24 protein-coding genes are annotated in these 23,140 nt (G+C 70.6%); 2 read left to right on the top strand and 22 right to left on the bottom strand.

Annotation, left to right across the window (positions count from 1 at the left end):
* Positions 1-50 precede the first annotated feature (50 nt).
* On the bottom strand, positions 51-896 hold the full coding sequence (locus CLV40_RS32610) for a DNA methyltransferase (protein WP_219824173.1): 846 nt from the start codon (positions 894-896) through the stop codon (positions 51-53).
* 1,391 nt (positions 897-2,287) lie between these two features.
* Between CLV40_RS32610 and CLV40_RS32600 the strand changes: the two genes are divergently transcribed.
* Complete coding sequence (locus CLV40_RS32600; RefSeq protein WP_104482855.1) at positions 2,288-3,118, top strand: winged helix-turn-helix domain-containing protein; 831 nt, start codon at positions 2,288-2,290, stop codon at positions 3,116-3,118.
* A gap of 198 nt (positions 3,119-3,316) precedes the next feature.
* Here the strand turns inward: CLV40_RS32600 and CLV40_RS32595 are convergent, their stop codons facing one another.
* The 10 genes from CLV40_RS32595 to CLV40_RS32555 form a co-directional block, all read right to left on the bottom strand.
* Complete coding sequence (locus tag CLV40_RS32595) at positions 3,317-3,652, bottom strand: STAS domain-containing protein (protein WP_245931712.1); 336 nt, start codon at positions 3,650-3,652, stop codon at positions 3,317-3,319.
* Positions 3,653-3,867: 215 nt separating this feature from the next.
* Positions 3,868-5,127 (bottom strand): hypothetical protein, encoded by a 1,260-nt coding sequence (locus tag CLV40_RS40000; protein WP_245931711.1) that lies wholly within the window; start codon positions 5,125-5,127, stop codon positions 3,868-3,870.
* A gap of 266 nt (positions 5,128-5,393) precedes the next feature.
* The gene (locus CLV40_RS32585; protein ID WP_104482854.1) at positions 5,394-6,194 is read right to left on the bottom strand and encodes a hypothetical protein; all 801 of its coding nucleotides are present in this window, start codon (positions 6,192-6,194) and stop codon (positions 5,394-5,396) included.
* Positions 6,195-6,222: 28 nt separating this feature from the next.
* A complete protein-coding gene (locus CLV40_RS32580) occupies positions 6,223-6,588 on the bottom strand; it encodes a hypothetical protein (RefSeq protein WP_104482853.1) in 366 nt (121 codons plus the stop codon).
* Positions 6,585-7,055 carry a hypothetical protein gene (locus CLV40_RS32575; RefSeq protein WP_104482852.1) on the bottom strand — a complete coding sequence of 157 codons (471 nt, stop codon included), beginning with the start codon at positions 7,053-7,055 and terminating at the stop codon, positions 6,585-6,587. Before CLV40_RS32575 ends, CLV40_RS32580 begins: the two co-directional genes overlap by 4 nt.
* 4 nt (positions 7,056-7,059) lie before the next feature.
* Positions 7,060-7,419: a hypothetical protein gene (locus CLV40_RS39995; protein ID WP_245931710.1), complete on the bottom strand. Its 360-nt coding sequence runs from the start codon at positions 7,417-7,419 to the stop codon at positions 7,060-7,062.
* Positions 7,420-7,685: 266 nt separating this feature from the next.
* Complete coding sequence (locus CLV40_RS37570; RefSeq protein WP_146108342.1) at positions 7,686-8,384, bottom strand: hypothetical protein; 699 nt, start codon at positions 8,382-8,384, stop codon at positions 7,686-7,688.
* A 54-nt stretch (positions 8,385-8,438) separates the two neighbouring features.
* Positions 8,439-8,672, bottom strand: a complete 234-nt coding sequence (locus CLV40_RS32565; protein ID WP_245931709.1) for a hypothetical protein — start codon at positions 8,670-8,672, stop codon at positions 8,439-8,441.
* Between the two features lie 88 nt (positions 8,673-8,760).
* Entirely contained in the window at positions 8,761-10,503 is a 1,743-nt protein-coding gene (locus CLV40_RS32560) for a vWA domain-containing protein (protein WP_104482850.1), read from the bottom strand.
* 63 nt (positions 10,504-10,566) lie between these two features.
* A complete protein-coding gene (locus CLV40_RS32555) occupies positions 10,567-11,364 on the bottom strand; it encodes an AAA family ATPase (protein ID WP_342752326.1) in 798 nt (265 codons plus the stop codon).
* 1,257 nt (positions 11,365-12,621) lie between these two features.
* Between CLV40_RS32555 and CLV40_RS32550 the strand changes: the two genes are divergently transcribed.
* Positions 12,622-13,116, top strand: a complete 495-nt coding sequence (locus CLV40_RS32550; RefSeq protein WP_104482848.1) for a winged helix-turn-helix transcriptional regulator — start codon at positions 12,622-12,624, stop codon at positions 13,114-13,116.
* A 127-nt stretch (positions 13,117-13,243) separates the two neighbouring features.
* On the opposite strand, the gene CLV40_RS32545 is transcribed toward CLV40_RS32550, so the two are convergent.
* The 11 genes from CLV40_RS32545 to CLV40_RS32495 form a co-directional block, all read right to left on the bottom strand.
* Positions 13,244-16,246: a BTAD domain-containing putative transcriptional regulator gene (locus CLV40_RS32545; protein ID WP_245931708.1), complete on the bottom strand. Its 3,003-nt coding sequence runs from the start codon at positions 16,244-16,246 to the stop codon at positions 13,244-13,246.
* 68 nt (positions 16,247-16,314) lie between these two features.
* On the bottom strand, positions 16,315-16,635 hold the full coding sequence (locus CLV40_RS32540) for a hypothetical protein (protein WP_104482847.1): 321 nt from the start codon (positions 16,633-16,635) through the stop codon (positions 16,315-16,317).
* A gap of 55 nt (positions 16,636-16,690) precedes the next feature.
* On the bottom strand, positions 16,691-17,062 hold the full coding sequence (locus CLV40_RS32535; protein ID WP_104482846.1) for a pilus assembly protein TadG-related protein: 372 nt from the start codon (positions 17,060-17,062) through the stop codon (positions 16,691-16,693).
* 47 nt (positions 17,063-17,109) lie between these two features.
* On the bottom strand, positions 17,110-17,514 hold the full coding sequence (locus CLV40_RS32530; RefSeq protein WP_245931707.1) for a TadE/TadG family type IV pilus assembly protein: 405 nt from the start codon (positions 17,512-17,514) through the stop codon (positions 17,110-17,112).
* Positions 17,515-17,609: 95 nt separating this feature from the next.
* Positions 17,610-18,044 carry a TadE/TadG family type IV pilus assembly protein gene (locus CLV40_RS32525; protein WP_342752325.1) on the bottom strand — a complete coding sequence of 145 codons (435 nt, stop codon included), beginning with the start codon at positions 18,042-18,044 and terminating at the stop codon, positions 17,610-17,612.
* Entirely contained in the window at positions 18,041-18,229 is a 189-nt protein-coding gene (locus CLV40_RS32520) for a hypothetical protein (protein ID WP_104482844.1), read from the bottom strand. The genes CLV40_RS32525 and CLV40_RS32520 overlap by 4 nt, the downstream gene beginning before the upstream one ends.
* A 53-nt stretch (positions 18,230-18,282) precedes the next feature.
* The gene (locus tag CLV40_RS32515) at positions 18,283-19,176 is read right to left on the bottom strand and encodes a type II secretion system F family protein (protein WP_104482843.1); all 894 of its coding nucleotides are present in this window, start codon (positions 19,174-19,176) and stop codon (positions 18,283-18,285) included.
* A complete protein-coding gene (locus CLV40_RS32510) occupies positions 19,173-20,084 on the bottom strand; it encodes a type II secretion system F family protein (protein ID WP_104482865.1) in 912 nt (303 codons plus the stop codon). The genes CLV40_RS32515 and CLV40_RS32510 overlap by 4 nt, the downstream gene beginning before the upstream one ends.
* On the bottom strand, positions 20,072-21,526 hold the full coding sequence (locus tag CLV40_RS32505; protein WP_104482842.1) for a TadA family conjugal transfer-associated ATPase: 1,455 nt from the start codon (positions 21,524-21,526) through the stop codon (positions 20,072-20,074). Before CLV40_RS32505 ends, CLV40_RS32510 begins: the two co-directional genes overlap by 13 nt.
* Complete coding sequence (locus CLV40_RS32500) at positions 21,523-22,365, bottom strand: CpaE/TadZ family protein (protein ID WP_104482841.1); 843 nt, start codon at positions 22,363-22,365, stop codon at positions 21,523-21,525. The genes CLV40_RS32505 and CLV40_RS32500 overlap by 4 nt, the downstream gene beginning before the upstream one ends.
* Positions 22,365-23,075, bottom strand: coding sequence for an SAF domain-containing protein (locus CLV40_RS32495; protein ID WP_104482840.1), 711 nt, complete (start codon positions 23,073-23,075; stop codon positions 22,365-22,367). The genes CLV40_RS32500 and CLV40_RS32495 overlap by 1 nt, the downstream gene beginning before the upstream one ends.
* Positions 23,076-23,140: the final 65 nt, after the last annotated feature.

Below are 23,140 nucleotides of genomic sequence, written 5' to 3'. Positions count from 1 at the left end.
CCGCCAACACACCCAACGAGATCCGATCGGTCAACCGAACAGCCGACGAATCAACGACACCACCACGAACCTGCACCACGCGAGCCACCCGAAAATAATAGCAGCTCCTTGCTTAAGTTAGTGGCATTGGGGTGTTGGATGGCGTAAACCATCGGGTGATTGGTAGAAGCCTTCCCCGCGGTTGCGTCCCCGTCGCGCCACGGCACCGGGTCGCCGTCTCGGGACCGGTAGCGGGATGTATTCGAGGATGCAAGCCTCTTCATTCGGTTCGGTGCCCAGCGATCCGTCTTGCGGTACACCAGCAGACTGTCATGGGAGATCGAGAAGCCCGTGGTGTCGTTACGCGGCGAAGTGGCCTTCTGCCACACGACCTCTGCAACGAAGTTCTCGGAACCGAGTTCTTCGTCCAGCACCGAGCGGCAGCGGTGCACCTCGGCGTCGTCGAGATGCACCCATACCGAGCCATCATCGGACAGGAGCGGCTTGATCTGCCTCAACCGGTCGCGAAGCATCGTAAGCCAGATCGAGTGCTCGATGTTGTCGTCGTAGTGGGTGAACGCCTGCCCCGTGTTGAAGGGAGGATCGATGTACACCAACTTCACCTTGCCGAGGTAGCGCTCGGCGTACTCGGGGACCTTGTTGAGGACGTCCAGAGCATGCATGGCGTCGCCCGTGATGAGGAGGTTGTCGGTTGTGGGCTCGGGCAGCCCATCCGGCCGACTGTTGGGCGCCAGCGCTTCGACGCGCTCAGCCTCGTGCAGCAGCCGAACCTCAGAGACGCGGTAGTCGGCTCGATCGACGAACGTGTAATCGTACTTGCCGTCCCCCGTGGATAGCAGCGCCTTGTCCTTGTTCGTCCAGGTGAGCTCGAGCCCTCCGCTGTACCCCGCCGCCATGCAACATCCCGTCCACTACGTCCCTAGCCTGCTGGCACCAATCTTGTCCGAACAGCCGAGCGCCTGTCTGCGAGAGAGCCCGACTGATCCGAGATCACCCGAAGTATTCTTACGCTGCCACCCGCCCCAGTGGCCACCCGCACCAGCGAGCGGTCGCTGTGAGTGGATCGAGCGTGTCGCCCAGACCTGCAGACCAACCGTAGGTCCCGAAGGTCGCGCGGTGAGCGCGACGGCCAAGCACGGTGGTTGGAGTGCTCAGCACTGTGCACCGCGTTCGAGTTGGCCAAGGTCACGACTTGGTCACGGTCAGCAGCTTGGCATCGAAAATCGGCCTCCTATAGCGCAGGAGTTTCTGGGAACGATGAAGTGACGGCCGATCATCATCACCACTCGCCGAACATCGACGGACGTGATCACGGTACAGCCGGTCACGGCGAGGGCACGGTTCTGTTACTTTTGATCACCGCTGTCAATCTTGGCCGAGACCCCAAGGGCCAGGAGTGCCGGGGATCTCTCGGGCGCTCCGGCTCGGTATGAACGGCTTCCTCTACGCCCTGGCCGCCTGCCGCAACCCCGCGCGACTGCGCGAGGAGGGAGGGGACGGTGAGGTGGACCGGCTGACGCAGTGGTGGTCCGAACGCCGCTGCACGGAGTTCTTCTGGAGATGCCAGGGCGGCGGCCGGGAAACCGGCTGCGCTCGGACGGTCCCACGGTCGTTGGGGGCGGGAACCGGACGCAGGACGAGGTCTCCGTCGTAGGGGCCGTCGGCGGGTTGGTGGGTCATCCAGTCCCGGTGAACAGGGCGACCTCTCCCGCACGCCCGGGGTCCCTCTCGTCGATGATGTCCACCGCCGACACCAGAAGCCTCCACAGCCACTCCGGGCAACGCATCGGCGGTGCCTCGACTGAGGGTGCGAGGATGATCGTGTCCGAGGGAAGCCCTTTCACGCACACAGCGATGCCTCGGTGAGCGGCTGTGGCGGTCGGGCGAATCCCTCGGCGGGTTCAGGTTCGGCGGCGCGATGACGTGCCCCTACGGCCGTGTCGAAGGCTGTGGTGGCCGGATCGGGTGCGGTGTTGTTGGTCGCCATCGTTCCAGCACCCCTTCGGTTTTCTCGTTGTCGGCGAGTCGGCGGCCAGGGCCGGCCGACGTGTATGGACGCTTCGTGGCCGCGGTGCTGTCAAGGCCCCGGCTGCCGGAGTGCCAGAGACACGTCTCGACGCCCGAATTTTTCTTGACGTGGCTTGACTTCCCGAGGGGAAGGAAGCGTCCATATGCGTATGGCCCACCGGCCCGCGCCGTGTCGGAGCAGCGCTCGCACCGGCCGGGACAGCCGAAGCCTCCTGCTCGCCACAACGATCACGGCAACCTGGACAAGAAGGATTTGGCCATGCCTAACAAGAACCGCGTCCGCACAGCCCGCACCAGCACGGCGCGTCAGGAACCCGCTCTACGGGTGGTACCCGATCCGGCCGCGATGGCGACACGCACGGCGACGGAGGACAAGCTGTGGGCGGTGTTGCACACCAACCCCGGCACCACCGCCGTCGAGTTGTCCACATCGGCCGGTATCGGGAAGTCCACCGCGCAGAAGATCCTCGCCCGGTGGGCACACGAGGGATGCGTCACCCGCACGGCAGGCACTGCCGCCACCAGCAGTGGGCGCGCCGCCGACCTATGGACGATCACCGAGACCACCGCCGCCGAACCGAGCACGACCGACTCCGGCGCGGGCGACGGTCCCGACGCGGTCGACCCCGAGGGCGAAGACCACCCGGTCCCGACCTCCGACAGCGACGACGAGCACCTAGAGACCGACGTGCCGCAGGAGAACTCCGCGCCAGAGGACGCGCGGAGCAGGGCCGACACCGCCTCCGTCGCCGTGCCCGAGGAGACCCCGAACGCCGAACCGGCGCATTCCGCCGAGCCCGGCCCCATCTCCACGCCGGCAGAAGCCATCAAGGCTCGCGTGGGGAAAGCGCCGAGGTTGGCCCCGGGTGCGCTGCGTGGGCAGGTCGAGGACTACCTGCGCGATCACCCCACTCAGCGGCTCAGTCCCACCGAAATCGCCCGGGCCTTGGAAGGCAAGTCAGGGGGCGCGGTGAGCAACGCCCTCGACAAACTGGTCGCCGACGGCGTGGCGGTGAGGGTCCAGGACAAGCCGAGACGGTTTGCCCTCGCTCCGGTCGAGCAGCTCGTCACGACCGCGCTGGAGAACTGACCCGGCAACTCATCCTCGCCATCGTCGCCTTGACAAGGTTGTGCCCCGACGGGATCACTTGCCCGTCGGGGCACAACCTTGTCCTCCCGACATAGTGGGCGGGTAATCGCCGGTCGTCGAGCACTGCCAGACAGGTTCACGGGGACCCCTTCGCCCCCAGATGTCGCCGAGGATGCCCCAGACGGTGCCTTGGTAGGGCTACGGTCGACACACCTCTTGGAGGTCGGCGGCTAGGACGAGCGTCTGGTCCAGGCCGGTGATGTTGATCGCGCGGCGCACAGCACTGCTCTCGGGGGTGATCACCACCAAGCGTCGCCCCGTCTCGGCCGCGTGCTCGCGGGCGATGACCAGTGATCGCAGCCCGACCGAACCGAGGAATCCGACGTCGGTGAGGTCCACAACCAGGAGCCCGGTGGAGTCCTCGCTGGTGAACGCGTCGTGGAGGGCCTTGTCGAGAAGCGGCACCGACGCCATGTCCACCTCGCCCTCGACGCAGAGCAGGTCGTGGTCGGGACGGTGTTCGATCCTGGTCACGAGATGGGTGGTCCTACCGGCTCCCTCCAAGGCTCCGGTGTCCGTGTCGGGAATCCGCTGGACGCGCCGCCACCCAGGAACATCTTTCACCGTACAGGCCCTGTGGTCGGTGAGCTGATCACCGACCACGGGGTGCGCTGCGCCACTGGCGGCGCCCGACGTGATCACCCTGGCCTTTCGGCCGGTCAACGGCGTCCCGGTTGTCTTCGTGGGGGTCAGGGGGTGGTGTAGTGGGCGATGAGTGCCCGTACGGCGGCGGAGGCGGAGATGTCGAGCAGTTCGACGGCGTGGGCGGGGTTGTTGCCCTGGGCGTAGCGGTCGGCGTCGAGCAGGAACCGCAGCGCGGTCACGACCTCCTCGTAGGCCGGTGAGGCGCCGTCGGGCAGCTGGCGCAGGTTCGCGGTGGGAGCGGGGTCCACGAGGCTGTGCAGGATCTCGCGGACGGCGTGGGTGGCCATGTCGGGCAGGGGGCGCTGCTGGTCGCAGACCTCGTCGAGAACGATCTGCACGGTGAGGGCGATCTCGCCGCGGCGAGTCAGGTAGTCGGCCGTCACTGGGGGAAGGGTGGCGGTGATCGGTATCGGTGTGCCTCGAAACCCTGGTCGCCACGTGAAGGTGGCGGTCGCGGGGGCGCGTTCGCCGGGTGCGGGCAGGTCGGCGTCCGGGCCGGTGACGGTCTCGGCACCGCCGTCGGGTTGGTGCGGGTCGGGGCAGAACCACGGTCCGCCGCGCAGGCACGCCCGTACCCGTCCGTCGACGAAGGTGTAGGCCCACCAGCCGCTGCTGTCGGTCGCCAGCCACGGCCAGCCCGAGGTCTCACCCCGCCCGGCCTGGACGGCGAACTCGGATCCCGTCGCCAGGTGGTCGGCCAAGAGCGCTTGGACGGCCACCTCGTAGGCACCGGAGGTGGTGGCCGTGAGCATCTCCGAGGCCCTGCTCACGGTGGCGAGGATGCTCGGGTGTCCGGACTCGGCCAGCGATCCCAGCCAACGGGCCTGCGTGCCGGTACCGAGGTAGAAGTCCGCGTGCGCTCGTCGGGCGTGGCGGTCGCCCGCCGGGTACCAGGCCGGTGGTCCTCCGTCCTCCGGACGTGCGAGGGGCGGCGAGGCCGAGGGCACGGGCGAGACCGTGGGATCGACCCAGGCACACCTGGTCGGGTCCCACACCGCCTCGGTCAGGAGGCGGTAGGTGTCCGGGAGTCCGGGGCCGAGCATCCATCCGAGCCGCAGACAGTCGAGGTAGCCGGGCGACCATCCGGTCCACACGTCCCGCCCGCAGTCGGCGTGGTCCTCGCGGTCGCACATCAGCCGCTGCAGCCCGGTCACCAGGCACACAGCCTTGTCACAGCCCCCGTCGTCCTCGTCGTAGTCGTGCTCCCGGCCGACGGGGACATCGCAGTCGGGGCAGCGCCGCCGGTAATCGTGAAGCCGGACCCGGTGGCGAGGGCCGGGCCTGGGGGTGGTGCTGTCGTTCATCATGTCCTCTTTCTGCCGTGAAAGGTTCTAGGCCGTCTCGGTTGCGTCTGGGGTCGGCCACGCGTGGGCGGCGGCGATCGGCACCCGACCGGGGTCGATAGCGCACCGTCCACGACGAACACCGGGGCGGCCCCTTGTCGGGGCCGTGGTGGTTCAGTAGCCGGACAAGGTGGTCGCCATGGCGGCTCTATCTGGAATAGTTGTCATTTCCATTTGTTCTTTTGGCTTGCTGTCCTGGGGGCGGGCGGATCCCGGGTGGGCACATTTCAGCGGGTGGTGAGTTCGGCGCGCAGGTCCGCCAAGAGGCGGCTGTCGCTCGCCCGTCGCCATAGGTGCCAGCCGTTGACGGTGCACTTGGACACGTGGTTCGCGTGGGCGGTGACCGTGGACGCGGTGAGCGCGTCCGGTCCGGGGTGTACGACGCCGTGCTCGCCCACGGTGACGGTGTGTCCGTTCCAGACGAGCCGCTCGCCGACCTCGAGGAGCCTGGCGGTGACCAGGTCGGCGAGGGCGTCGGGCACGCGGCGAGGTGCGCGGCCCGCGGACTCGCGGTCGAGCCCGAACTTTCGCGTGAGGAGGGCGGGTATCGAGCTGCTGGTCAGGGTGACCCACTGGGCGTCGCTGAAGGCGGCGTCGGCGAGCCAGCGCATGTGCAGCAACGCCGACAGGGCGATCGTGTGCGGCCATCGCGCATCGACCGACGTCGAGGTGCCGACGGAATGCCACTGGCCTTGCATCGCGGCCAGGATCTCGACATCGGCCAGGGCGGGGTCGCCGTTGTCGGGGGCGTGCAGCCGCACGACCACGTCCCCGGTGCACAGCGCGGCGGGTGGCGGCGAGGGCAGCCACACCCCGGCCATCAGGTCGGCGATGTCGGTGTGGGCGGGATCGGGCGGCGGTCCGTCGCCGATCAGCCGCACCGGTGCGCCGGCGCTGTGGGTGGTGCGCACGGCGATCACGACCAATCCCCACGCCCCGGCGGGTGCGCGTATGGGCATGGGGTGCGGCGATGCCGGGATCAGCGAGACGGCCTCGGGCGGCAAGGCGTCGTGGACGGCGGTGTTCATTGTTTCGGTTCTCCTGACGGGAGGGCGGCTAGTGGGGGGATTCGTCGGCGATGCGTCGGGTCATCTCGTCGGCCCATCGGTCGATCTCGGCGTCGGAGCCGTCGCGCAGGCCGGTGAGCACCATGACGGCGATGTTCTCGCCGATCGGGTGGATGTCCGGGCTGTCGAGGACGATGTGGACGCCCTCGGAGGTGACGATGTGCCAGTCGCGTTGCCGGACGCGGTCGGCGCAGAAGTAGGTGCCGATGAGCACGCCGTGGCGGGTGACGTGCCCGTACCAGGTTTGTTGGGCGTCGGCGGGGTCGAAGACGATCGCGGTGACCTCGTAGCCGCCGTCCTCGGTGTGGCGGCGGGCGGCGAAGTACCGGTCGTCGGGGCCATCGGGCATGGTCATGGTGATCTCCTGGTGGGTGGGGTGAGGGTGAGCGCGGCGCGAGTCGGGTGTCCGGTGTCGGGGTCGCGCATGAGCGGCAGCGGGACCGGTCCGTGTCCGGGCGGGATGGGGGCGTCGGTGCGGGATGCGTGTGGCGTGGCCGGTTCCCACCGCACACCACCGCCCACAGTGGACAGCGCCCGGCGGGTGACGGGATCGAACGTGATGATCCACGTGCTGTGATGGCTGGTGTGCCACCGCCACGGCCATCCGGTCCGGCGCGGGTAGGCGTGGCCGATGTTCTCGCTTTCCCAGACGACGAACAGATCGGCGACGGCGGCGCGGTAGGTGGATTCGTCGGTCGCGGCAAGGGCGAGTCGTCCGGGTGGGACGCGGATCAGCCCGGCCGGTGCGCAATCCCATTGCAGGGAACCGATCCACTCGGCGCGAGACCCGCGCCCGACGTAGAAGTCCGTCGTGGTCGACATGTCCTCACCGCACCGTCGCGTTCCGCGCCACGCCTCGCACCGCGGCCTCGCCGGGCGAGGATGGACTACATGCGCATTCGGTGGGGCGCTCGGCGGACTTCCGGTTCGCCCCGCCGGGTCGGTTAGGGTCGAGATGGTCACCGAGATCGGCCAGGGTGGCGACGCGGGCGACCGGGACTTCCGTTGCGCAACCGGGACAACGATCGAGTAGCCACCACGATTGCCCGGGGGTGGCGTTGTCGGGGATGAACCGCCACGGGTGCGCGGTTAACGGGTCGGTGACGGTGATCAGGTCCCCGGGAACCGGCCCGGTGCGGGTGGGATAGGTGCGGTGGGGGTCGTCGGTGACGAGCACGGCGTCCACGGGCGTGTCCAGTGCGGCGGCGATCTCGCGGGCGACTCGGGCGCGGCGCGCCCACCGGTCCCATGTGTGGGGCGTGTCGTGGCGGCGGTGGAACCCGTCCGGGTCGGCGGCGCGCTGGGTGCGTGCGGCGCGGACCGCGCGTTCGACAAGTCCGGATGCGGTTGTGGTCATGGCGTTCTCTCGACTCAAGGGGCGGGAGTGGATGGGGTTCAACGGGTGGGCACGTTGTGGCCGACGGAGACTTTCGGGGGTTGCGGCGAGCGTCGTCACGATCCGCCCGGCGGTTCCGGGTTGGGGCGAGCCCGGCTGACTGCTTGCAGGAGCGCTGAAATCGACTCGTCGGTGTCGAGTGAGGCTTCGATGACAACGGTGACGGTGCGCCAGCGTGATTCTTCTCCGGCTCCGGCCCAACCCATCGCACGTGACTTGACACCGACTTTGGCATTGCCAAGCCATTCAACGTGACCGTTCCATGTCACGGAGTCGTTCTTGCCGGACGGTTCAAGCCTGGTCTTGACCGTCGAGTCCGTGTTGAGAACCTTGGCGATCTCGGTGACCGCGCCGATGGCACGGTCACGGGCGATCCGTTCCGGCCGCTGGCGCCTATGTGCGTCCGCCACCAATTTCCCGTATCGGTCAAGCTTGTCCACGATCATCGCGGCGGCGGTGGCGGGTGGTGTCGCGTACGGGATGAGCACCATGTCGCCCGACTCCCTTCGGAGGAACGGGGAGAGATCCCGTGGACACGTGGGGTCGATCCGGAAAGACCATCCCTGGTCGTCGTAGACCGGGCACACCGCCACGACAGCATCTCCACTGGGCGGGACCAACAAGTCGTGCCAGTGGTGCTCCCAGAATCCACTACGTCGCACGATCGGCGTGGCGTGGGACCATCCACCCGGCATCTCATCGGCGATGAGAACAACCGTTTCGTGCCACCGTTCTTTCTGTTCTGACCAGTACATCACAAAGCCCTTCCTCAAGAATGTTCCTATGTGGACTGTTGGACAGTGGTTGGGTCAGCTTGTCCATCCGAGGGCATCGGTGGCCGACGGTGGCGGGTGCCCGATCGGGTCGCCGATGCCGAGCCACACCACGGGTGGGTCGGGATGGTCGTCGTCGGGCGTGACCGCGACACGTGCGAGTAGGTGTTCCATCGGGTGGCCGGGTTGCGAGGCGACGCGTACCGGGGAATCGGGGTCGTGGACGATCAGGGCGGCAACCAGGTCGCCCACGGTGGGGATGTCGGTCACGGGGATGATCGCTCTCGATACGTTGGGGGGTGGGGTCTTCTGCCCGGACCACCCGGGGCGGGATGCGTGTTGCCCCGGGTGGTCGGGGTCAGTGGGCGGCGCGTAGGGCGGCGGTGGCCGCGCGGCCGATGGCTAGTGCCGTCGTGGCGGGGTCGGTGAGTTGGTGCACGGTGGCGCCGGTGAATGGTTGGTCGCGTTCGTCGGTGGTCAGCCACAGCACCGCGCATCCGGACGTGCGCAAACGGTCGATTCGCTTCTGCCCGTCGCGGCGTTCGTCTGTGCCGAAGTGTCCATCCGAGACGATCACCAGCAATCGGGCGGCGCCGGGTCGAGATAGCGCCAGCGCGCCGTCGAGTGCGTCGGTGGCCGTGGCGATGGCGTGACACGCGTCGTTGGCGGCGAACCTGGTGATACGGGCGGGGTAGGTGCCGGGGTGGGTGATGGGGCGAACCGTGTGACCGAAGATCACGGTGGCGGTGGTGACGTTCACGGTGGCGTGACGGCCGCCGTGGGCGAGTATCCACGCGGTCGAGGCGACCGCCTTGCGTAGGTGGCCCATGGACCCGGACACGTCACAGGCCACGGCCAGTTTCAGCGGTGGGGTGGGCACGATGTGTCGGGTGGTGCGGGTGAACGGTTCGGCGGTCACGTCCGCACCCGCCGCGCGTTGGGCGTCGGCCGCCAACACCCCGCGCATCCGTAGGCGTCCGGGCGGGAACGGCGAGGTCGTCTTCACCGACACTCGGTCGCGCACGCCGGCGGTGGACAGGGCGCGGCCCAGTACGCGCGCGGCGGTGCGTTCGTCGCTGGTGGGTGCGCGTGTGCCGGTGGTCGCGGTGAGCCCCGCCCGACGGGTGCGGACCGGACTCGAGAACACGGTCCGCGCGGCCTCGTCCGCGGCCTCGCGGGCGGCGTCCTCGTCGGCTTGCGCCACCGCCGCGATGGCGGCGGGGTGGGGTGGTGTCTCGGCGGCCACGGCCGCCGCCACCGTGGCGGCGGTGGCCGCGATGGCGGTGGCCAGTGCCGACGGCCCCGCCGCCGCGCCGGACGGGTCAGGATCCCCGAAACCACCGGGCGCGGGGTTGTCGGGATCGGTGCCGATGGCCTGACACCACCGGCGCGCGATGTCGATCATGGTGTCGGCGTCGTCGTCGGCGGCGGCCAACGCTTCCCGCCACAACCCGCGCAACTCCTCCAGCAGCGGCGCGCCGAGAATGGTCTCGACCGCGTCCGCGACCGGCGTGGTCTCGGTGGTGTCAAGGATTCCGCCGTCGACCCGGGCCAGGATCAGCGCGGCCGTGTGCGCGGCATCGGCTGTGGTCATGCGTGGCGCGTGGGCGGGGTCGGTGGCGGCGGTGTCGGTGAGGATCAGGTTCACCGCCGACGCGCGCAACCACAACCGGTCGTCGGGACGGCGGCGGATGTGCGCCGCTTCCATGCGCGATTCTTCCAATAACATTGCGGCGTCGATGATGCCCGGTGGTGTGCCGTCGGGCGGTTCCCACACGCTGTGCGCGGCGTGGGCGCATTCGTGGGTCAGCAAACCCCACGCGGTGGGGTAGCGGCCCCGGTCGTGCGGGTCGGCGGGGTCGGCGGTCGCGGGGTCGACACCCAAGTGGACACCATCGACTTCGATCAACGCGCGGGTCGGGTAGAAACATGCCGGGGCACCGCCACCGGCACCGGGCGCGATCGTGACCAACAGGTCGTGGCGGCCGGCGATCACACCGACTTCATCGGCCAGTGCGGCGGACAGGGTCAGCCACTCGGGGCGGGTGGGGAACACTGCCGTTCCGGTCGCGGTCGGGTCGAGTGTCACATGCGCGTTCATCGTTGTTCGTCCTTTCAGGAATGAACGGGCGGCGCGATCGGGTGTGGTGGGGTCGGGCGCTTTCTAGGCGCGGGCACCCAGGGCAAGGGGTTCCACGGCGGTACCGAACACCGCGCGTACCACGGTGGCCACGGTGTCTCGGTCTTCTTCCGGCGCGATCCCGATCAGGTTTCCGGCGGCGGCGTTCTCGCCCAATGCGTCCGCGATCTTCTGGTATGCCAGCAGCTCACGCAGTTGCGGCGCCCACCCGATCTCGCCCTTGGCCTGTCGGGTGGACAGGTTCCGCGCCACTTTCACCGCGCGGGAGTCGATTTTGAGTTCGGCGGCGAGATCGTAGTCGGTGGACACCTTGATTTGGGCGGAAAACCGGGACGCCAACGCGTCGGACAGGATGGCCCCGTGCACACCGGGGTTGTGGCCGGCGACGACGTAGAACCCGGGGGCGGCGGTCACGGTTTCCCCGCCGTTGGCCTTGATCACGATTTGCCGTCGGCCGTCCATCGCTGGGTAGACCACCGCCAACACGGTGGGCGGGATGATGGTGGCGTCGTCGATGAACAGCACCGACCCCGCCCGCATCGCCCGGATCAATGGCCCGTACACGAACACGTAGCGGCCGTCGTCGGTCTTGGTGTAGTCGCCCACGAAATCGGCGACCACCGTGTCACCGTCACCGGGAACGGTTTCCAGATCGGGGAAACTGGCCTCGATCACCGACGTCTTCCCGGTCCCGGGCGGCCCATACATCAGCGCCGGAACGCCCGCGTCGCGTAGCCGCCGCAACGCCGTCACGTCCGGCATCCCGGACAACGTGCGCGGGTGGTAGGCCGCGCCGTTCGGGCGCGTGATCGGGCCGGTCACCGGCGCGGGTGTCGCGTTCGGACGTGGGCGCGGGGTGACGGGCGGGGCGGGCACGATGGCCGCCGCCGCGACACCCGCCGTGGTCGTGGTCGCTTGGTAGGTCACCGGCGCGGTCCCGGTGATCGTGGCGTGGCCCTGATCGGCCAACGTGTGCAACGCGTTGCCGACCGCGCCCGACGACCGGCCGCCCAGCTGGGCGGCGATCGCGCGGGGCGTCATCGGCGCGCCCGACGCGTCGGCGAGAACTTTCGCCACCATCGCGCGTAACTGTCCGTTGCGCAGTCGGGCCGCCGCCGTGACGCCGGCCGGCATGGGTGGTGTGGGCGTGGTCATCGCGGTGGTCCTTTCACGGCCGCGCTACGAAATGGCGCGCATTATCAGGGATGTTGTCGGCCATTCCCGCGTTCGGTGGACATGGCTCGCGCCGGGGGTGGTATTCGGTGGGTTTTCGTTTCCCTGGCGATGCGTTAATTATTGCTCGATGCCCGCGCCGTGTGCAATAGATTTCGCCGACCCATTTCAAGACTCTTTTCGGGCGCGATTCCGAAATGGTGATCAAAATGGCGGTCGCGGTGGCGAGAACCGGCGATCACGGCGGGTCGCGCGCGTCCCTTGTTCGCGTACGACGTTTGACCTGGTAGAGGGCCTGCGACCGCGACCGATCCCGCGCCGAACCACAGGGCGCGCTCGCGCGCTTTTCATATCTCTTATGAAAATAGATTGTCGATCTGGATGCGATAGGAAAGGCGAGGCGGGAAATAAAAGGTGAGCGGAAGAATAGGAGGATGCCAGTGGGGTCGTCGACAGGGGTGCTGCGGGGAGACCGCGGCCTTGTCCGCCCGCGCCCCGATGTGTTCACCGGCTTGCGGACAAGCCAGTCTGGGATACCGTCGGATCCCCCGTTCGGGCCGCCCGCCTGCGCCTTCGCCGAGCCCTGGGGGTGGCGGTCTAGCGGGGTCCCCGATGGGAGCCCCGAGCGGATCCCCGGTAGGACCCCCGAGTGGACGTCACCGTCCGCGCAGTCGATCTCGATTCCGCTACTTGGAGTAGTGGTATAGGTGCAGAAATATGATGCACAGGTACCCCGTTTGGCGTAGCGTCTGAGACTCGGCGCGCCCCGGTCGGGGGAGGCGGGTCGTGGCGTGCCCAAGGCGGTGGGCAGGCATGGCGACAACGGCGGCGCGTCCGAGTGGCGCGTGGCCGCATGACACGACGGGCGCGGCCTGGGGGTCGGGTCAACACGCATGGGGAGGCGCGATGGCGGGGCGGGACGAGAGACTGCTGCGCGGGTTGTACGACCTGAAGAATCTTTTCGGCGACAAGTGGACGGCCGCGATCCTGGTGGCTCTGCGGGACGGCCCGCTGCGGCGGGTAGAGATTCTTTCCACGGTCAACTCGTATTCCATCGACGAGCATTGGTCGGACAAACGCGCTGTTTTGCAGGATAGCATTCTCGCGCGCGCATTGAAAAAGATGCGCGAACAGGGCGTCATCCGCCGAGAGAGCTACGAAAAGACTTTTCCGCCGGAAGTCACCTACTCGTTGAGTTCCGAGGTCGCGGCCGTGTTGGCGCTGGCGGAGCCTCTGCTCTGCTGGGCGGAGGAGAACGAGACTCTGCTGGCGCGTGCTCAGGCTCTCAGCCGTCACAGCGCGAGCACCACGGGGCTCGGAGAGGTGACCGCGATCGACGGCCACAAGACTTTCCCCGCGCAGGGTCGGCGCTCTTTCCGCGCGGAAGGCTCCGTCGGCTGAATCTGCCACGCCGCGGTCTCGCCGGCGGGGGCCCGACCGCGGGGCTGAGCTCGGCTGTTCGGGTACTCACTCGCGCGGGATGGTTGACGGGCCATTCCTTCGCTTACACAGGACGAACGCGTCGGGGTCAGCCTGTCAGGGTGTCTCCCTGACAGATGTGCCACGGCGAGCGGGGGTCGTCGGCGCGGTCGTGGCGGTGGCGCAGGCGGGCGGCCAGTTCGACGGTGGGGACGGTGGGTCGCTCGTCGATCTCGGCCAGTCGGGTGGTCAGCAGGCCCAGGGTGCGGCCGACGGCGTCGAGCTGCCCGAGGTGGGCCTGCAGGCGCATGATGTCGCGGTAGAGGGCCTCGTTGTGCGGGTCGAACGCGCGTGCCATCTCCAGCAGGTCCATCGTCTGCTGGGGATCGTGGCCGACGAGTGCGCGGGCGAGTGCGGCGACGGCGTCGATGGCGTCGCGGCGGATGGCCTCGCGGGCGGTCTCGATCCACTCGGTGCTCGCCCCGTCGGCCAACGGTCCGGCGTAGCTGTCGACCACCGCCCGGTACGCCAGCACACGCTCCTGCTCGGTCCCGGCGAGGCGGCGTGCGGTGACCGCGGCGGCGAAGCGGTGGTAGTCGACCTCCACCAGTGCGGGGTCCAGCTGATAGCGGCCCTCGCCGACGATGACCACGTCCGACAAGGCCCCGTCGGTCGCGGCGGCGACCGCGCGGCGCACCCGGCTCAGCGACGTGTTGAGCACGTTGGTGGCCCGCTCCGGCGCGCTGGAAGGCCACAGGGCGGCCACGAGCGCCTCCCGGCTGACCCCGTCGGGGTGCAGGGCCAGGAACACCAGCAGCTCGCGGGTGCGCGGCGGGAACGCCGAGGTGACCTCCCGTTCCCCGTGAGCGTCGGGTCGCCACCAGGCGCGAGGCGGCCCGAGGACGCTGATCCGCAGCGGGGCCGCGGTCGCGGTGCTGGTGTCTGTGTCCTCGGGGCCGTGCGCGGTCTCGGTGGACATCGTCAGGGCCTCCGACGAGTCGTCGTCGACGCGGGGGTGCTCGTCCGAGGCGGGTGGCGTGGTCGTGTCCAGGATTTCCAGCGCGGTGTCGATCGGCGGCCTGTCGTCCGTGCCCGACGGTTCCACGCTCGCGGTGTCCGTGCTCGCGTCCTCGGGGACGTCCACCTGCGTTCCCGGGGTGTCCGGTTCCCCGGCTGCTCCTGTGCGCGGCAACGGGACAACCGCCGCGGTGGCGATATCCCCGCCTGTGCGGTGGTTGTCGCGGTCGGCGTGGCGCAGCAGTGCGAGTAGTTCGCCGGTGTGGTCGTGGCCGAGGCGGAACACGGCCGTGCCGCGCAGCGGTTCGCCGAGGCCGGGGTTGGTGGTGGAGATGATGCCGTCGTCGCGGATGTAGGCGGTGACCCCGGGCGACCACTGGCCCAGCAACAGCCCGCTCACCCCGATGGCGGATCCGTTGTCCAACACCGCCTGCAGCCGTGGCGTGGGCCGCGCGGGAACCTGGGCGACCAGGATGGTCGGCGGGAAGCGGCGGCCGGTGCCGTGCTGGTCCTGGTTGAGCCGGATCAGGGTCTGTGCTTCCAGTTCGTCGAGGGCGGCGGCGAGGTCGGTCACCACGCGCAGCGCCGCGGGCAGTGGGCCGTGGGTGGCGTGGCGGCCGAGCACGCCGACGAGGTCGGTGGCCGGGATGATCACGCGCGCGTCGCCGTCGGCGAGAGCGGTGACCAGCAGGGCGCGGGCCGCGGCGGCGGCACCCGCGCCGAGGAGTCCGAGGCCGTGCGCGGCGGCCAGGTCCAGCGCGAGTTCCCGCCCGTCGCGCACGCCCACCGGCAACACGGTCGCCGTGGTGTATCCGTCGTCGGTACCCAGGATGATCGAGGGCGCCGTGCTGTGCGGTGGTCGCAGGGGCGGGTTGTCGGGGTCGGCGACGAGGTCGTCAGGGTCGGCGCGCAGGTGCGCGAGCCGCAGCCCGTAGACCACGGGGGCGACGGGCAGGTCGGTGCGGTCGCCGCTGCCGGGCCGGTATCGGCGTCGGTGCCGTCGGCGGGCGACCAGCAGGGCCGCGCTGACCGCGGCGGCCAGTGCCAGGCCGACGAACACCTCGTCACCCCAGCGCACTCCCACCTCGCCGACGGAGTCCTCACCCGCGGGCGCCAGCGGTGTGGCGAGGTCATGGGGCCCTGCAGGGGGTTGGACCAGCGTGGGTGCCGGGATCGCCTCGGGTGTCGGCTGGGCAGTCGACGGCTGCGGGGTGGGGTTGCTCGGCCGCGGGCTCGGTGGGGTGACGGGTTCCGGGGTCTGGGCAGCGACGTGTGGCGTGGGCTGCGCGGCGGGCACGGCGGTGGGTGGGAGGAGCATCTGCTCGCCGGGGAACACGAGGCTCGGACAGGTCAGTCGCCCGCCACCGGGTTGGGGCTTGCCCTTGTTGAGTGCGTAGATCTCCGGCCACCGGTTCCCGTCGCCCAGTTCGCGGTCGGCCATGCGCCACAACGAGTCGTGCACCCCGGTGGCCGGGTCGTAGGGCAGCACCACGGCCGACCTCGCCGGTGTGGACGGTGACGCGGGTGAGGGTGCGGAGAGGGCGTGACGGGCCGGGGTGTGCACGGCCAGGCGGACGCCCTCGGCCGCGGGGGCGACGGGCTGCTGCGTTATGAACGCGGTGGCCACGACAGCGGCGCCAGGCCCGGCCGATGGTGTGTTCGCCGAGACCGTGCCGGTGCGTTGTCCCAGCAGGGAGATCAGGATCGCGCCGACCAGCACGGCCGCCACCCGGTGCACCGGCCCGGCCGTCGACAGGTCCGGTAGCCGCGTGTCGCGGGTGATCACGATCGCGGCGCGGGCCACGTCGAGGACGAACAGCCCCCATACCAGCCAGGCGGCGCAGGCGAGCACGTCGAGCAGGAACCCTGAGGTCATCGGTCCGAGCAGCGCGCCCTCGATCTGCGCCCAGGACGGCACGTGATCGGGCAGGGGCCAGCCGATGAAGTGGGTCAGCGCCCACGGCAACCCGCCCACCAGCGCCGCCAACATCACCGCCGCGAGCAGCCCGCGCAGCAGGCTCGCGACCGCGGCGAGGGCACGATGCCCAGGCCGCGGACGCGCACCGCGGCGGGACGGATGTGCTCGTGTGCTCACAGGCGTGCTCGATTCGTCGAAACCAAGTCGATGTCGGCAGTCGTGATGTTTTGCCCCGGCCGGACCGGCTAGGGCTCCGTCGGGTCGACGGGCCGGTCGGTGGAGGTCTTCCTGCGTCGGCCGCCGCGGGCGGGTTTGTGGCCCGCGAGCCAGGCGGTGAGCTCGGCGGCCTTGAGGCCGGTGAACCCGGCGAGTTCGTCGAGGTCCATGATTTCCGCGGTCTCGGCGAGGACGTGGCCGAGGTCGCGCTCGACGCCGTCGAGCTGCTCGACGACCTCGGCCCGGCGTTGGGCGAGTTCGAAGACCTGTTGGGCCGCGGCGGCCCGTCGGGCGCTGCGGGAGGTGTCGGCGTCTGCGACGCGTTGCCTGATCTGCTCGGGTGTGAGCATCGGTGGTTCCTTTCGTTCCCGCCCCGGGAGGCGGCGGGGTGAGATGGGGGTGGAGTCATCCGCGTTGGGGGTGCGCGCTTCCCTGGCCGTGCACCGAAAACGAGGTGATGCCGACCAGTCCGAGCAGCTGGGTGGGGTGGACGGCGGTAACGGTGACCGTGACGGTGTCGTCGGTGATGGTCACGGTGCCGGTGGCGCCTTCGGCGGCGAGGTGGGCTTGGGCGTTGGCGACGGCTTGGGCGGGTACGAGGCGCAGGGTGCCGGTGGCGCGGTAGGCGGTGAGGTCGATGGCCTGGGCCCCGGCCCGTGCCGCGGCCTCGGCCTGTCCGCTCGCCCTGACCTTGGCCGCGAGTGCGAGGCCGCCGTCGAGGGTGAGTCCGGCCAGGACGAGGATGCCGGTGACGAGCACGACGACGAACGCGCTCACCTGTCCCTCGTCCGCGCGCCACCATCCCCGCCATGTCCTGGGGCGCTTCATGTCCGGGTCCCGGTGGTGAGGGTGGCTCGCCAGAGGTCGACCGGTTCGACGGCGGTGGCGGCCACCTGTCGATCGGGGATGCCGAGCAGGAGCGCGTCGCCGAAGTCGACCTGGCAGGACACGGTGACCGTGACCGTCCCCCCGGGACGCATCCCGCCGGTCGCCGTGCTCACCGCCAACGACCGACACACCACCCCCGCCGCCGACAACGCCGAGGACGCGGTCGTGCGCGCGGCGGTGACCGCGGCGGCAGGGGTGCGTTCCAGGCTCGCCGCACGGGCGGCCTGGTGGGCGGCGTCGTCGACCCGCAGGCGCGCGTCCACGCCCCGGTGGATGACCACCCCGACGAACACCAGCAGCATGATCAGCAGCGGTGCGGCGATGGTGATCTCGGCGGACACCGAGCCCTCGTCGGCCCGCCACCACGCCGCCCACCCTCGCCGTCGGGGCCGCTGTGTCGCGGGCCTGGTAGTGGTTGGTGGTGCGGGCATCGGGATCACCTGCCTTCCAGATCGGGGACGAGGCGTTCGACGGGGCCGGTGGCCTCGGCGTGCACCGGCAGGCTCAGGAACGGCACCACTACCGTCGCGGTCCCGGTGACGCGTACCGAGGCTGAGACCGGGCCGCGGTCGGCGGCCACCACGGTGTTGTCCAGCGGGCCTGCGGCGAGCTGGTCGAGCAGCTGCCGCGCGCTCGCCGCGCCCGCGGCGGCGGTGCCGTTCTGGGCTCGCGCGACGGCCAGGCCCTGGGACGCTGCGGCCTGGGCGACGTGGGTGGCGTGCGACCACAGCGCGAACTGCACGATCGCCAGCAGCATCAGCAGCAGCAGCGGGGTGGCGATCACCAACTCCGCGCTGACCGCCCCCCGATCCCCGCGCAACGCCCGCCGTACTCGGCCCAACCAGCCTCGTATGGCGGTTGGAGGGGTCACATGGTGATCCCGGTGGCCTTCTCGGTGACCTTGCCGACGATGATCGCGATCACCGCGATCGCGGCGACCACCAACAGGGCGGTCACCAGGACGGCCTCGGTCGAGTACCCGTCCTCGGGTCGGCGGCGCAGCTGGTCCCAGCGGGCGAGCAACACAGTCCACATCGCCTCGACTTGTGGGCGCATGATGATGTCCTTCCATGTTGTCCACGGGCAGCGATCGCGCCTCGCGGTGGTTGTCACAGTCCATTGAGGACCTGTGTGAGTGCGGGGTAGGTGATGAACGCCAGGAAGCCGAGGAACAGCACCATGACCGGCAGGCTGAGGCGTTCGGTGGCGGCCTGGGCCGCGCCTTCGGCCTCGGTGATCTGGTGGGTGCGCAGCGCCTGGGCCTTGGCCGCCAGCGAGGTGCGGACCTTGGCGCCCTCGGTCCCGGCCAGGCTGACCGACGCGGCCAGCTCGGCGAGTTCGGAGACGTCCAACTCCTCGCCGAGTTGTCGCAGCGCGGCCCAGGGGGTGGCGCGGGTGAGGCGGGCGGCGTCGAGGGCTCGGCCGAGCTGCTCGAACGCCCACCCCCGGCCCACGAGGACCGAGTCGCCGAGGGCGGAGTCGACGCCCATGCCCCCGGCGAGGGTGATCCACACCAGGTCCAGGTAGGCCGAGAGGGCGTGGCGGAACCCAGCCCGCAGCGCTGCGGCCTGGTTGCGGGCGTTGAGGTCCGGGGCGAGGAACCCGACCACACCCAGCACGAGCCCGGCCACGAGCGGGAACTGGAGTCCGAGCCCGAACCCGGCCAGGGCGAGGACCGCGCTCGCCAGGGCCGGGAGCAGGAGCCCGGCGACGGCGAGGACCGCCTTCTCCGCCAGGTGCACCGACACCGAGCGGCCCGCGACGGCCAAGTCGCGCCCCACCTTGCGTCCGGGGAGTCCGAGCGCGCGTAGGGCCGGGATGGCGGGTCGGCCGAGGCGCACAGCCCAGCCGGTGTCGTCGGTGGCCAGGATCGGCGCCGGGACCGGGGGTGTGGTCGCGGCGGCCAGGACCACGCCGAGCGCGGGACGCGGCGGGAACAGGAACACCACCAGCGCCCACAACCCGGCCCCAGCACCCGCGCCGAGGACGATGAAGGTGATCACGACCGACCTCCCGGCAGTCCCGTGACGGCAGGCAAGGCCACCTCGGCCGGGTCCGCGGCGAGGAAACGGTCCGGCTGCTCGACGCGCACGACCCGGGCCAGCCAGGCGAACCCGGCGGCGAACAGGCCGCCGATGCCGAGCAGGACGAGTTGGCCGGTGGCGGTGCCGTAGGCGGCCATGTAGTCGCGGTTGAGCACCACCAGTGCGGCGGCGAAGGTCAACGTCGTGCCCACGATCACGCGCACCGAGGTCCGGGTGCGGGCGCGTCCGGCGTCGACCCGCATCCGCATCGCGGCGTGCCCGCGGGCGGACTCGGCCAGCGACCCCAACAGTTCGCCGAGCGCGCGGGTCGGCTGCTCTGCGGCCAGCAGCAGCGCGGCCACGACAAGGTCACCGACCGGGTCGTCGAGCCGTTCGCCCAGGCGCCGCAGCGCGGTCGTGAGCCGGTCGCCGGTCTCGATCCCGGCGGCGAGCTCACCGACCTCCGCTTGGATGGCCGCGGGCGCCAACGGCGCTGTCGCGAGCACGGCCTGCTCCAGCCCGGCAGCTGCGGAGAGGGTGTCTCGGAGCATCTCGGTCCACGAGGCGATGGCCTCGATCCGCGCGACCCGACGGGCGTGTTCGGGGTCGCGGCCCAGCACCCGCGGCAGGAACCACGCGGCGAGCCCGGCCAGGACGGCGCCGATGACCCAGCCTGTGAGGACACCGGTCACCACCCCTGCCGCGGCGGCGACCGCGACACGGGTGAGGCGTCGTTGATCGCTGGCCGTGCGGGTTCGGGTGCGGCGTGGGCGGGGTGTGGTGCCGCGCCGGCCCAGGAGGATCAGCAGGACCCCGAGGCCGGTGCCGATCCCGAGCAGGGCCGCGGCGGCGGTGGTCGGTCCGAGGGTGAGGTTCACGGTGTCCACCACCCCTCGGGGTCCTCCAGCAGCTCGGGGTCGAAGCCGACCTCGATCAGGTCGTCGAGGGTGTCGGCGCGCAGCGCTCCCGCCACCGGCCGGGCCCTGCGATCGGGGCCGGGGCGGTAGACCTCGTTGGACACGACCTGGGGGCCGTCGGCGCCTACGACCTCGCGCACGGATGACACCACGCGGGTGCGGCGGTCCTCGGCCCGAGCGAGATGCACGACGAAGTGCACGGATGAGGCGACCAAGAGGTTGGTGGCCTCCAGCGGAAGTCGTTCGGCGCCTTGGGCGGCGTAGGAGGCCAGCCGGGTGAACGCGATCCGCGAACTGCTCGCGTGCAGGGTGGCCATGCTGCCGTCGTTGCCCTGCGACATCGCGTTGCCCATCGGGATGACCTCCGGGCCGCGGATCTCCCCGACGATCACCCGGTCCGGCGACATCCGCAGACCAAAGCGCACGAGATCGGCTTGGGTGATCTCGCCCGAACCCTCCACATTGGGCTCGCGCGACTGGAACGCGGTCACGTCCGCGTGGATCTCCGGGTCATGGTCCAAGCCCAGCTCGAACGCGTCCTCGACGGTGACGATCCGCTCCAACGGATCCATCTCGGCCGCCAACGCGCGCAGCATCGTGGTCTTACCCGCCCCGGTGCCGCCGGTGATCAGGATGTTCTTGCGCGACTTGACCAACGCGCGCAGGAACGCCTCCAGGCTCGCGTCGATCGTGCCGCCGCGGCGCAGCTGCGCGAGGGTGGCGGTGAGGTAGCCGTGGCGGCGGATCGACAGCGCGGTCACCCCGCCCGCGGTCACCGCCATCACCGCGAACAACCGCTCTCCACCGGGCAGTTGCAGGTTCACTGCGGGGGAGCCTTGGTCGAACCGCCGTTCCTGGCTGGACGCCCGCGCGGCCAGCAGCCGTACCAGGTCGGTGAGTTCGTCGTTGGAGGAGGCGATCGGCCCGACCTGGGCCCGGCGGCCGTCGTTGTACTGGACGAACACCTTGTCGAAGGCGTTGGCGTTGATCGTCTCCACGTCCGGGTCGTCCAACAGCGGCTGTAGCCCGGCCAGGCCGAACAGCTCGGCGACGACCTCGTCCACCACTCTCTGCTCGGCCTCACGCGGCGGCAGCTGCCTGCCCGCGGCCAGCTCGTCCTCGGTGTGCGCGCGCAGCGCCTCCTCGAGGATCACCCCCGCCAGCTCGCGCCGCGCCTCACGGGTGGCGGCGGTACCGGTGTGCTCCAGCTGCTCGGCGACTCGCTGAGGAAGCTCCGTGCTCAGCCGTCCCCGCAAGGCCCGCCGCAGCCGCACCAGCGCCGCCGACGGCGTGGCGCCACCCTCGGTGTCCCACCCGAGGTCGGAAGACTGCCCAACGTCTGGTGTGGAGGAACCGCGCTGGAGCGGGCGGAGCTGGCGCACCACCGGGTGCCGGTCGGTCGAATCGGTCATGCCTGCCCTCCGGGGTATGCAAGGTCGGCGTCATGGGCCGCGTCGGCGGAGATTGCGTGGGGCGACGCCGGGTCGTGGTGTTCCTGCTGGGGCGCCGGAGTCTCGTGGCGTGTGGCGAGTTCGGTGGCGAGCTGGAGTGCGAAGCGCCCCAATGCCGACCGTTCCGGGCCGGTACGCCGCCAGCGGGAGCCGCCCCGTTGTCCACGAAGGACCGCCGCGCCTGTCGGGTCGTGCGGCACCCGGCCCCACGGGGGGACGCCGAGTTCGCGGGCGACCTCGGCGGTGGAGTAGCCGTCACCGACCAGCAGCAGCACCGGGTGCGGGCTCCACCTACTGATCACGGGCAGCCGCCGCGGCAGGTGTGCCAGGTCGTCAGCGCCCGCGCCGGTCAACAGCACCACCGCGTCGCAGGCACGCACGACCGGCAGCGCCGGAGACCCCGGGTCCAGGCGACCGCAGTCGACGACGACCACCGCATCCGGCTGCTCGGCCGCCGCCCGCAGACCACCCAACCCGCCCGCGGGGTCGGGGGCCAACGCCGTGAGCGCCGCGCGGGCCTGCTCGGCATCCGGCGGGGCCGCGACCACCGCCAGACCACCGGGCAGTAGTTGGGTGTGCCGCCACACCAGGTCCGGGTCGTCCCCCGCCCGGCGCGAGGCGGCAGCCAGAGAGACCAGGCCCGGGGTCGAGGACAACGAGAACCGCAGCGTGAGGTCCCCGCCGGCCGGATCGGCCTCGACCAACACCGTCCTCGCCGGAGCGGGCCAGCGGGCGGCCACGGCCGTGGCCAGGGTGCTCACCCCGGGCGAGCCCTTCAACGACAGCAGCGAGATCAACATCAGTTGCCTCCCGCCGCGAGCAGCACGATCGACACCTGACCGGCGGGCACCGCCGCCACCTGCCGGGCCGCGGTCTCCGACAGCTGCACCGAGACAACCGTGTCCTGCCCGCCTGGCTGGGTGTTGACGCTGGTCACCACCGCAGGCCACGCCACCCCGCTGGTGCTGGGCGGCGTGGTCGCTGTCCCGGCCGGGCCGGGCACGAACACCACCGACACCCGCGCCCCCGGCGCGACCTCGGCCGGGAACTGCCCCGGCTTCAAGGCGAGCGCGGCGATGCCCTGTCCAGCGGCGGGGACCGCGGTGCCGCCGACGGCCTCGGGGGTGAGCAGCGTCCCCGCCGACAGGCTCGTGGCCATCGGACGACCCAGCACACTGGCCGCTTGGTCCGCGGGCACGACCGCGACGCCGGGGTCGACAGCGACGTTGACCTGCCGCAGATCCTGCGCGGCGAGAACCTGCCCGACCGACACAGAACGGGCCAACGCGAGCACCGGCTGCCGGTCACCGGAGCGCAGCGAGATCAACACGAACGCGCCGACGCACACGAGCACAAGCAACACCCCCAGCAGCAGGTACGGGACGCCACGGCGCCGGCCCGGGGTACGCAGCCGCGAGGCCGCCGACTTCTTCCCGTTCTCCACCCACCGGCCATCGCCCGCCTTCGCGGACCTGCCGATATCAGGGCGGAACGTGGTGTTGGCAGACATGCCGAACCTCCAAAAGGCATGGGGGTAGCGCGCCGCGACGCCCACATCGACGTGCGGAACAGAGA

Origin of the sequence: Actinokineospora auranticolor, assembly GCF_002934265.1 — a bacterium.
Taxonomy (GTDB): Bacteria; Actinomycetota; Actinomycetes; order Mycobacteriales; family Pseudonocardiaceae; genus Actinokineospora; species Actinokineospora auranticolor.
Note: the sequence above shows the minus strand (reverse complement) of the source record. Positions and strands in the feature narration are given on the sequence as shown.

What these genes read in the sequence shown, in the direction of transcription:
- CLV40_RS32500 (WP_104482841.1), bottom strand. Translation starts at nt 22,365, where the DNA reads ATGTTGATCTCGCTGCTGTCGTTGAAGGGCTCGCCCGGGGTGAGCACC.
- CLV40_RS37570 (WP_146108342.1), bottom strand. Translation starts at nt 8,384, where the DNA reads ATGTACTGGTCAGAACAGAAAGAACGGTGGCACGAAACGGTTGTTCTC.
- CLV40_RS32600 (WP_104482855.1), top strand. Translation starts at nt 2,288, where the DNA reads ATGCCTAACAAGAACCGCGTCCGCACAGCCCGCACCAGCACGGCGCGT.
- CLV40_RS32560 (WP_104482850.1), bottom strand. Translation starts at nt 10,503, where the DNA reads ATGAACGCGCATGTGACACTCGACCCGACCGCGACCGGAACGGCAGTG.
- CLV40_RS32580 (WP_104482853.1), bottom strand. Translation starts at nt 6,588, where the DNA reads ATGACCATGCCCGATGGCCCCGACGACCGGTACTTCGCCGCCCGCCGC.
- CLV40_RS32520 (WP_104482844.1), bottom strand. Translation starts at nt 18,229, where the DNA reads ATGCGCCCACAAGTCGAGGCGATGTGGACTGTGTTGCTCGCCCGCTGG.
- CLV40_RS32550 (WP_104482848.1), top strand. Translation starts at nt 12,622, where the DNA reads ATGGCGGGGCGGGACGAGAGACTGCTGCGCGGGTTGTACGACCTGAAG.
- CLV40_RS32505 (WP_104482842.1), bottom strand. Translation starts at nt 21,526, where the DNA reads ATGACCGATTCGACCGACCGGCACCCGGTGGTGCGCCAGCTCCGCCCG.
- CLV40_RS40000 (WP_245931711.1), bottom strand. Translation starts at nt 5,127, where the DNA reads ATGAACGACAGCACCACCCCCAGGCCCGGCCCTCGCCACCGGGTCCGG.
- CLV40_RS32495 (WP_104482840.1), bottom strand. Translation starts at nt 23,075, where the DNA reads ATGTCTGCCAACACCACGTTCCGCCCTGATATCGGCAGGTCCGCGAAG.
- CLV40_RS32585 (WP_104482854.1), bottom strand. Translation starts at nt 6,194, where the DNA reads ATGAACACCGCCGTCCACGACGCCTTGCCGCCCGAGGCCGTCTCGCTG.
- CLV40_RS32610 (WP_219824173.1), bottom strand. Translation starts at nt 896, where the DNA reads ATGGCGGCGGGGTACAGCGGAGGGCTCGAGCTCACCTGGACGAACAAG.
- CLV40_RS32540 (WP_104482847.1), bottom strand. Translation starts at nt 16,635, where the DNA reads ATGCTCACACCCGAGCAGATCAGGCAACGCGTCGCAGACGCCGACACC.
- CLV40_RS32575 (WP_104482852.1), bottom strand. Translation starts at nt 7,055, where the DNA reads ATGTCGACCACGACGGACTTCTACGTCGGGCGCGGGTCTCGCGCCGAG.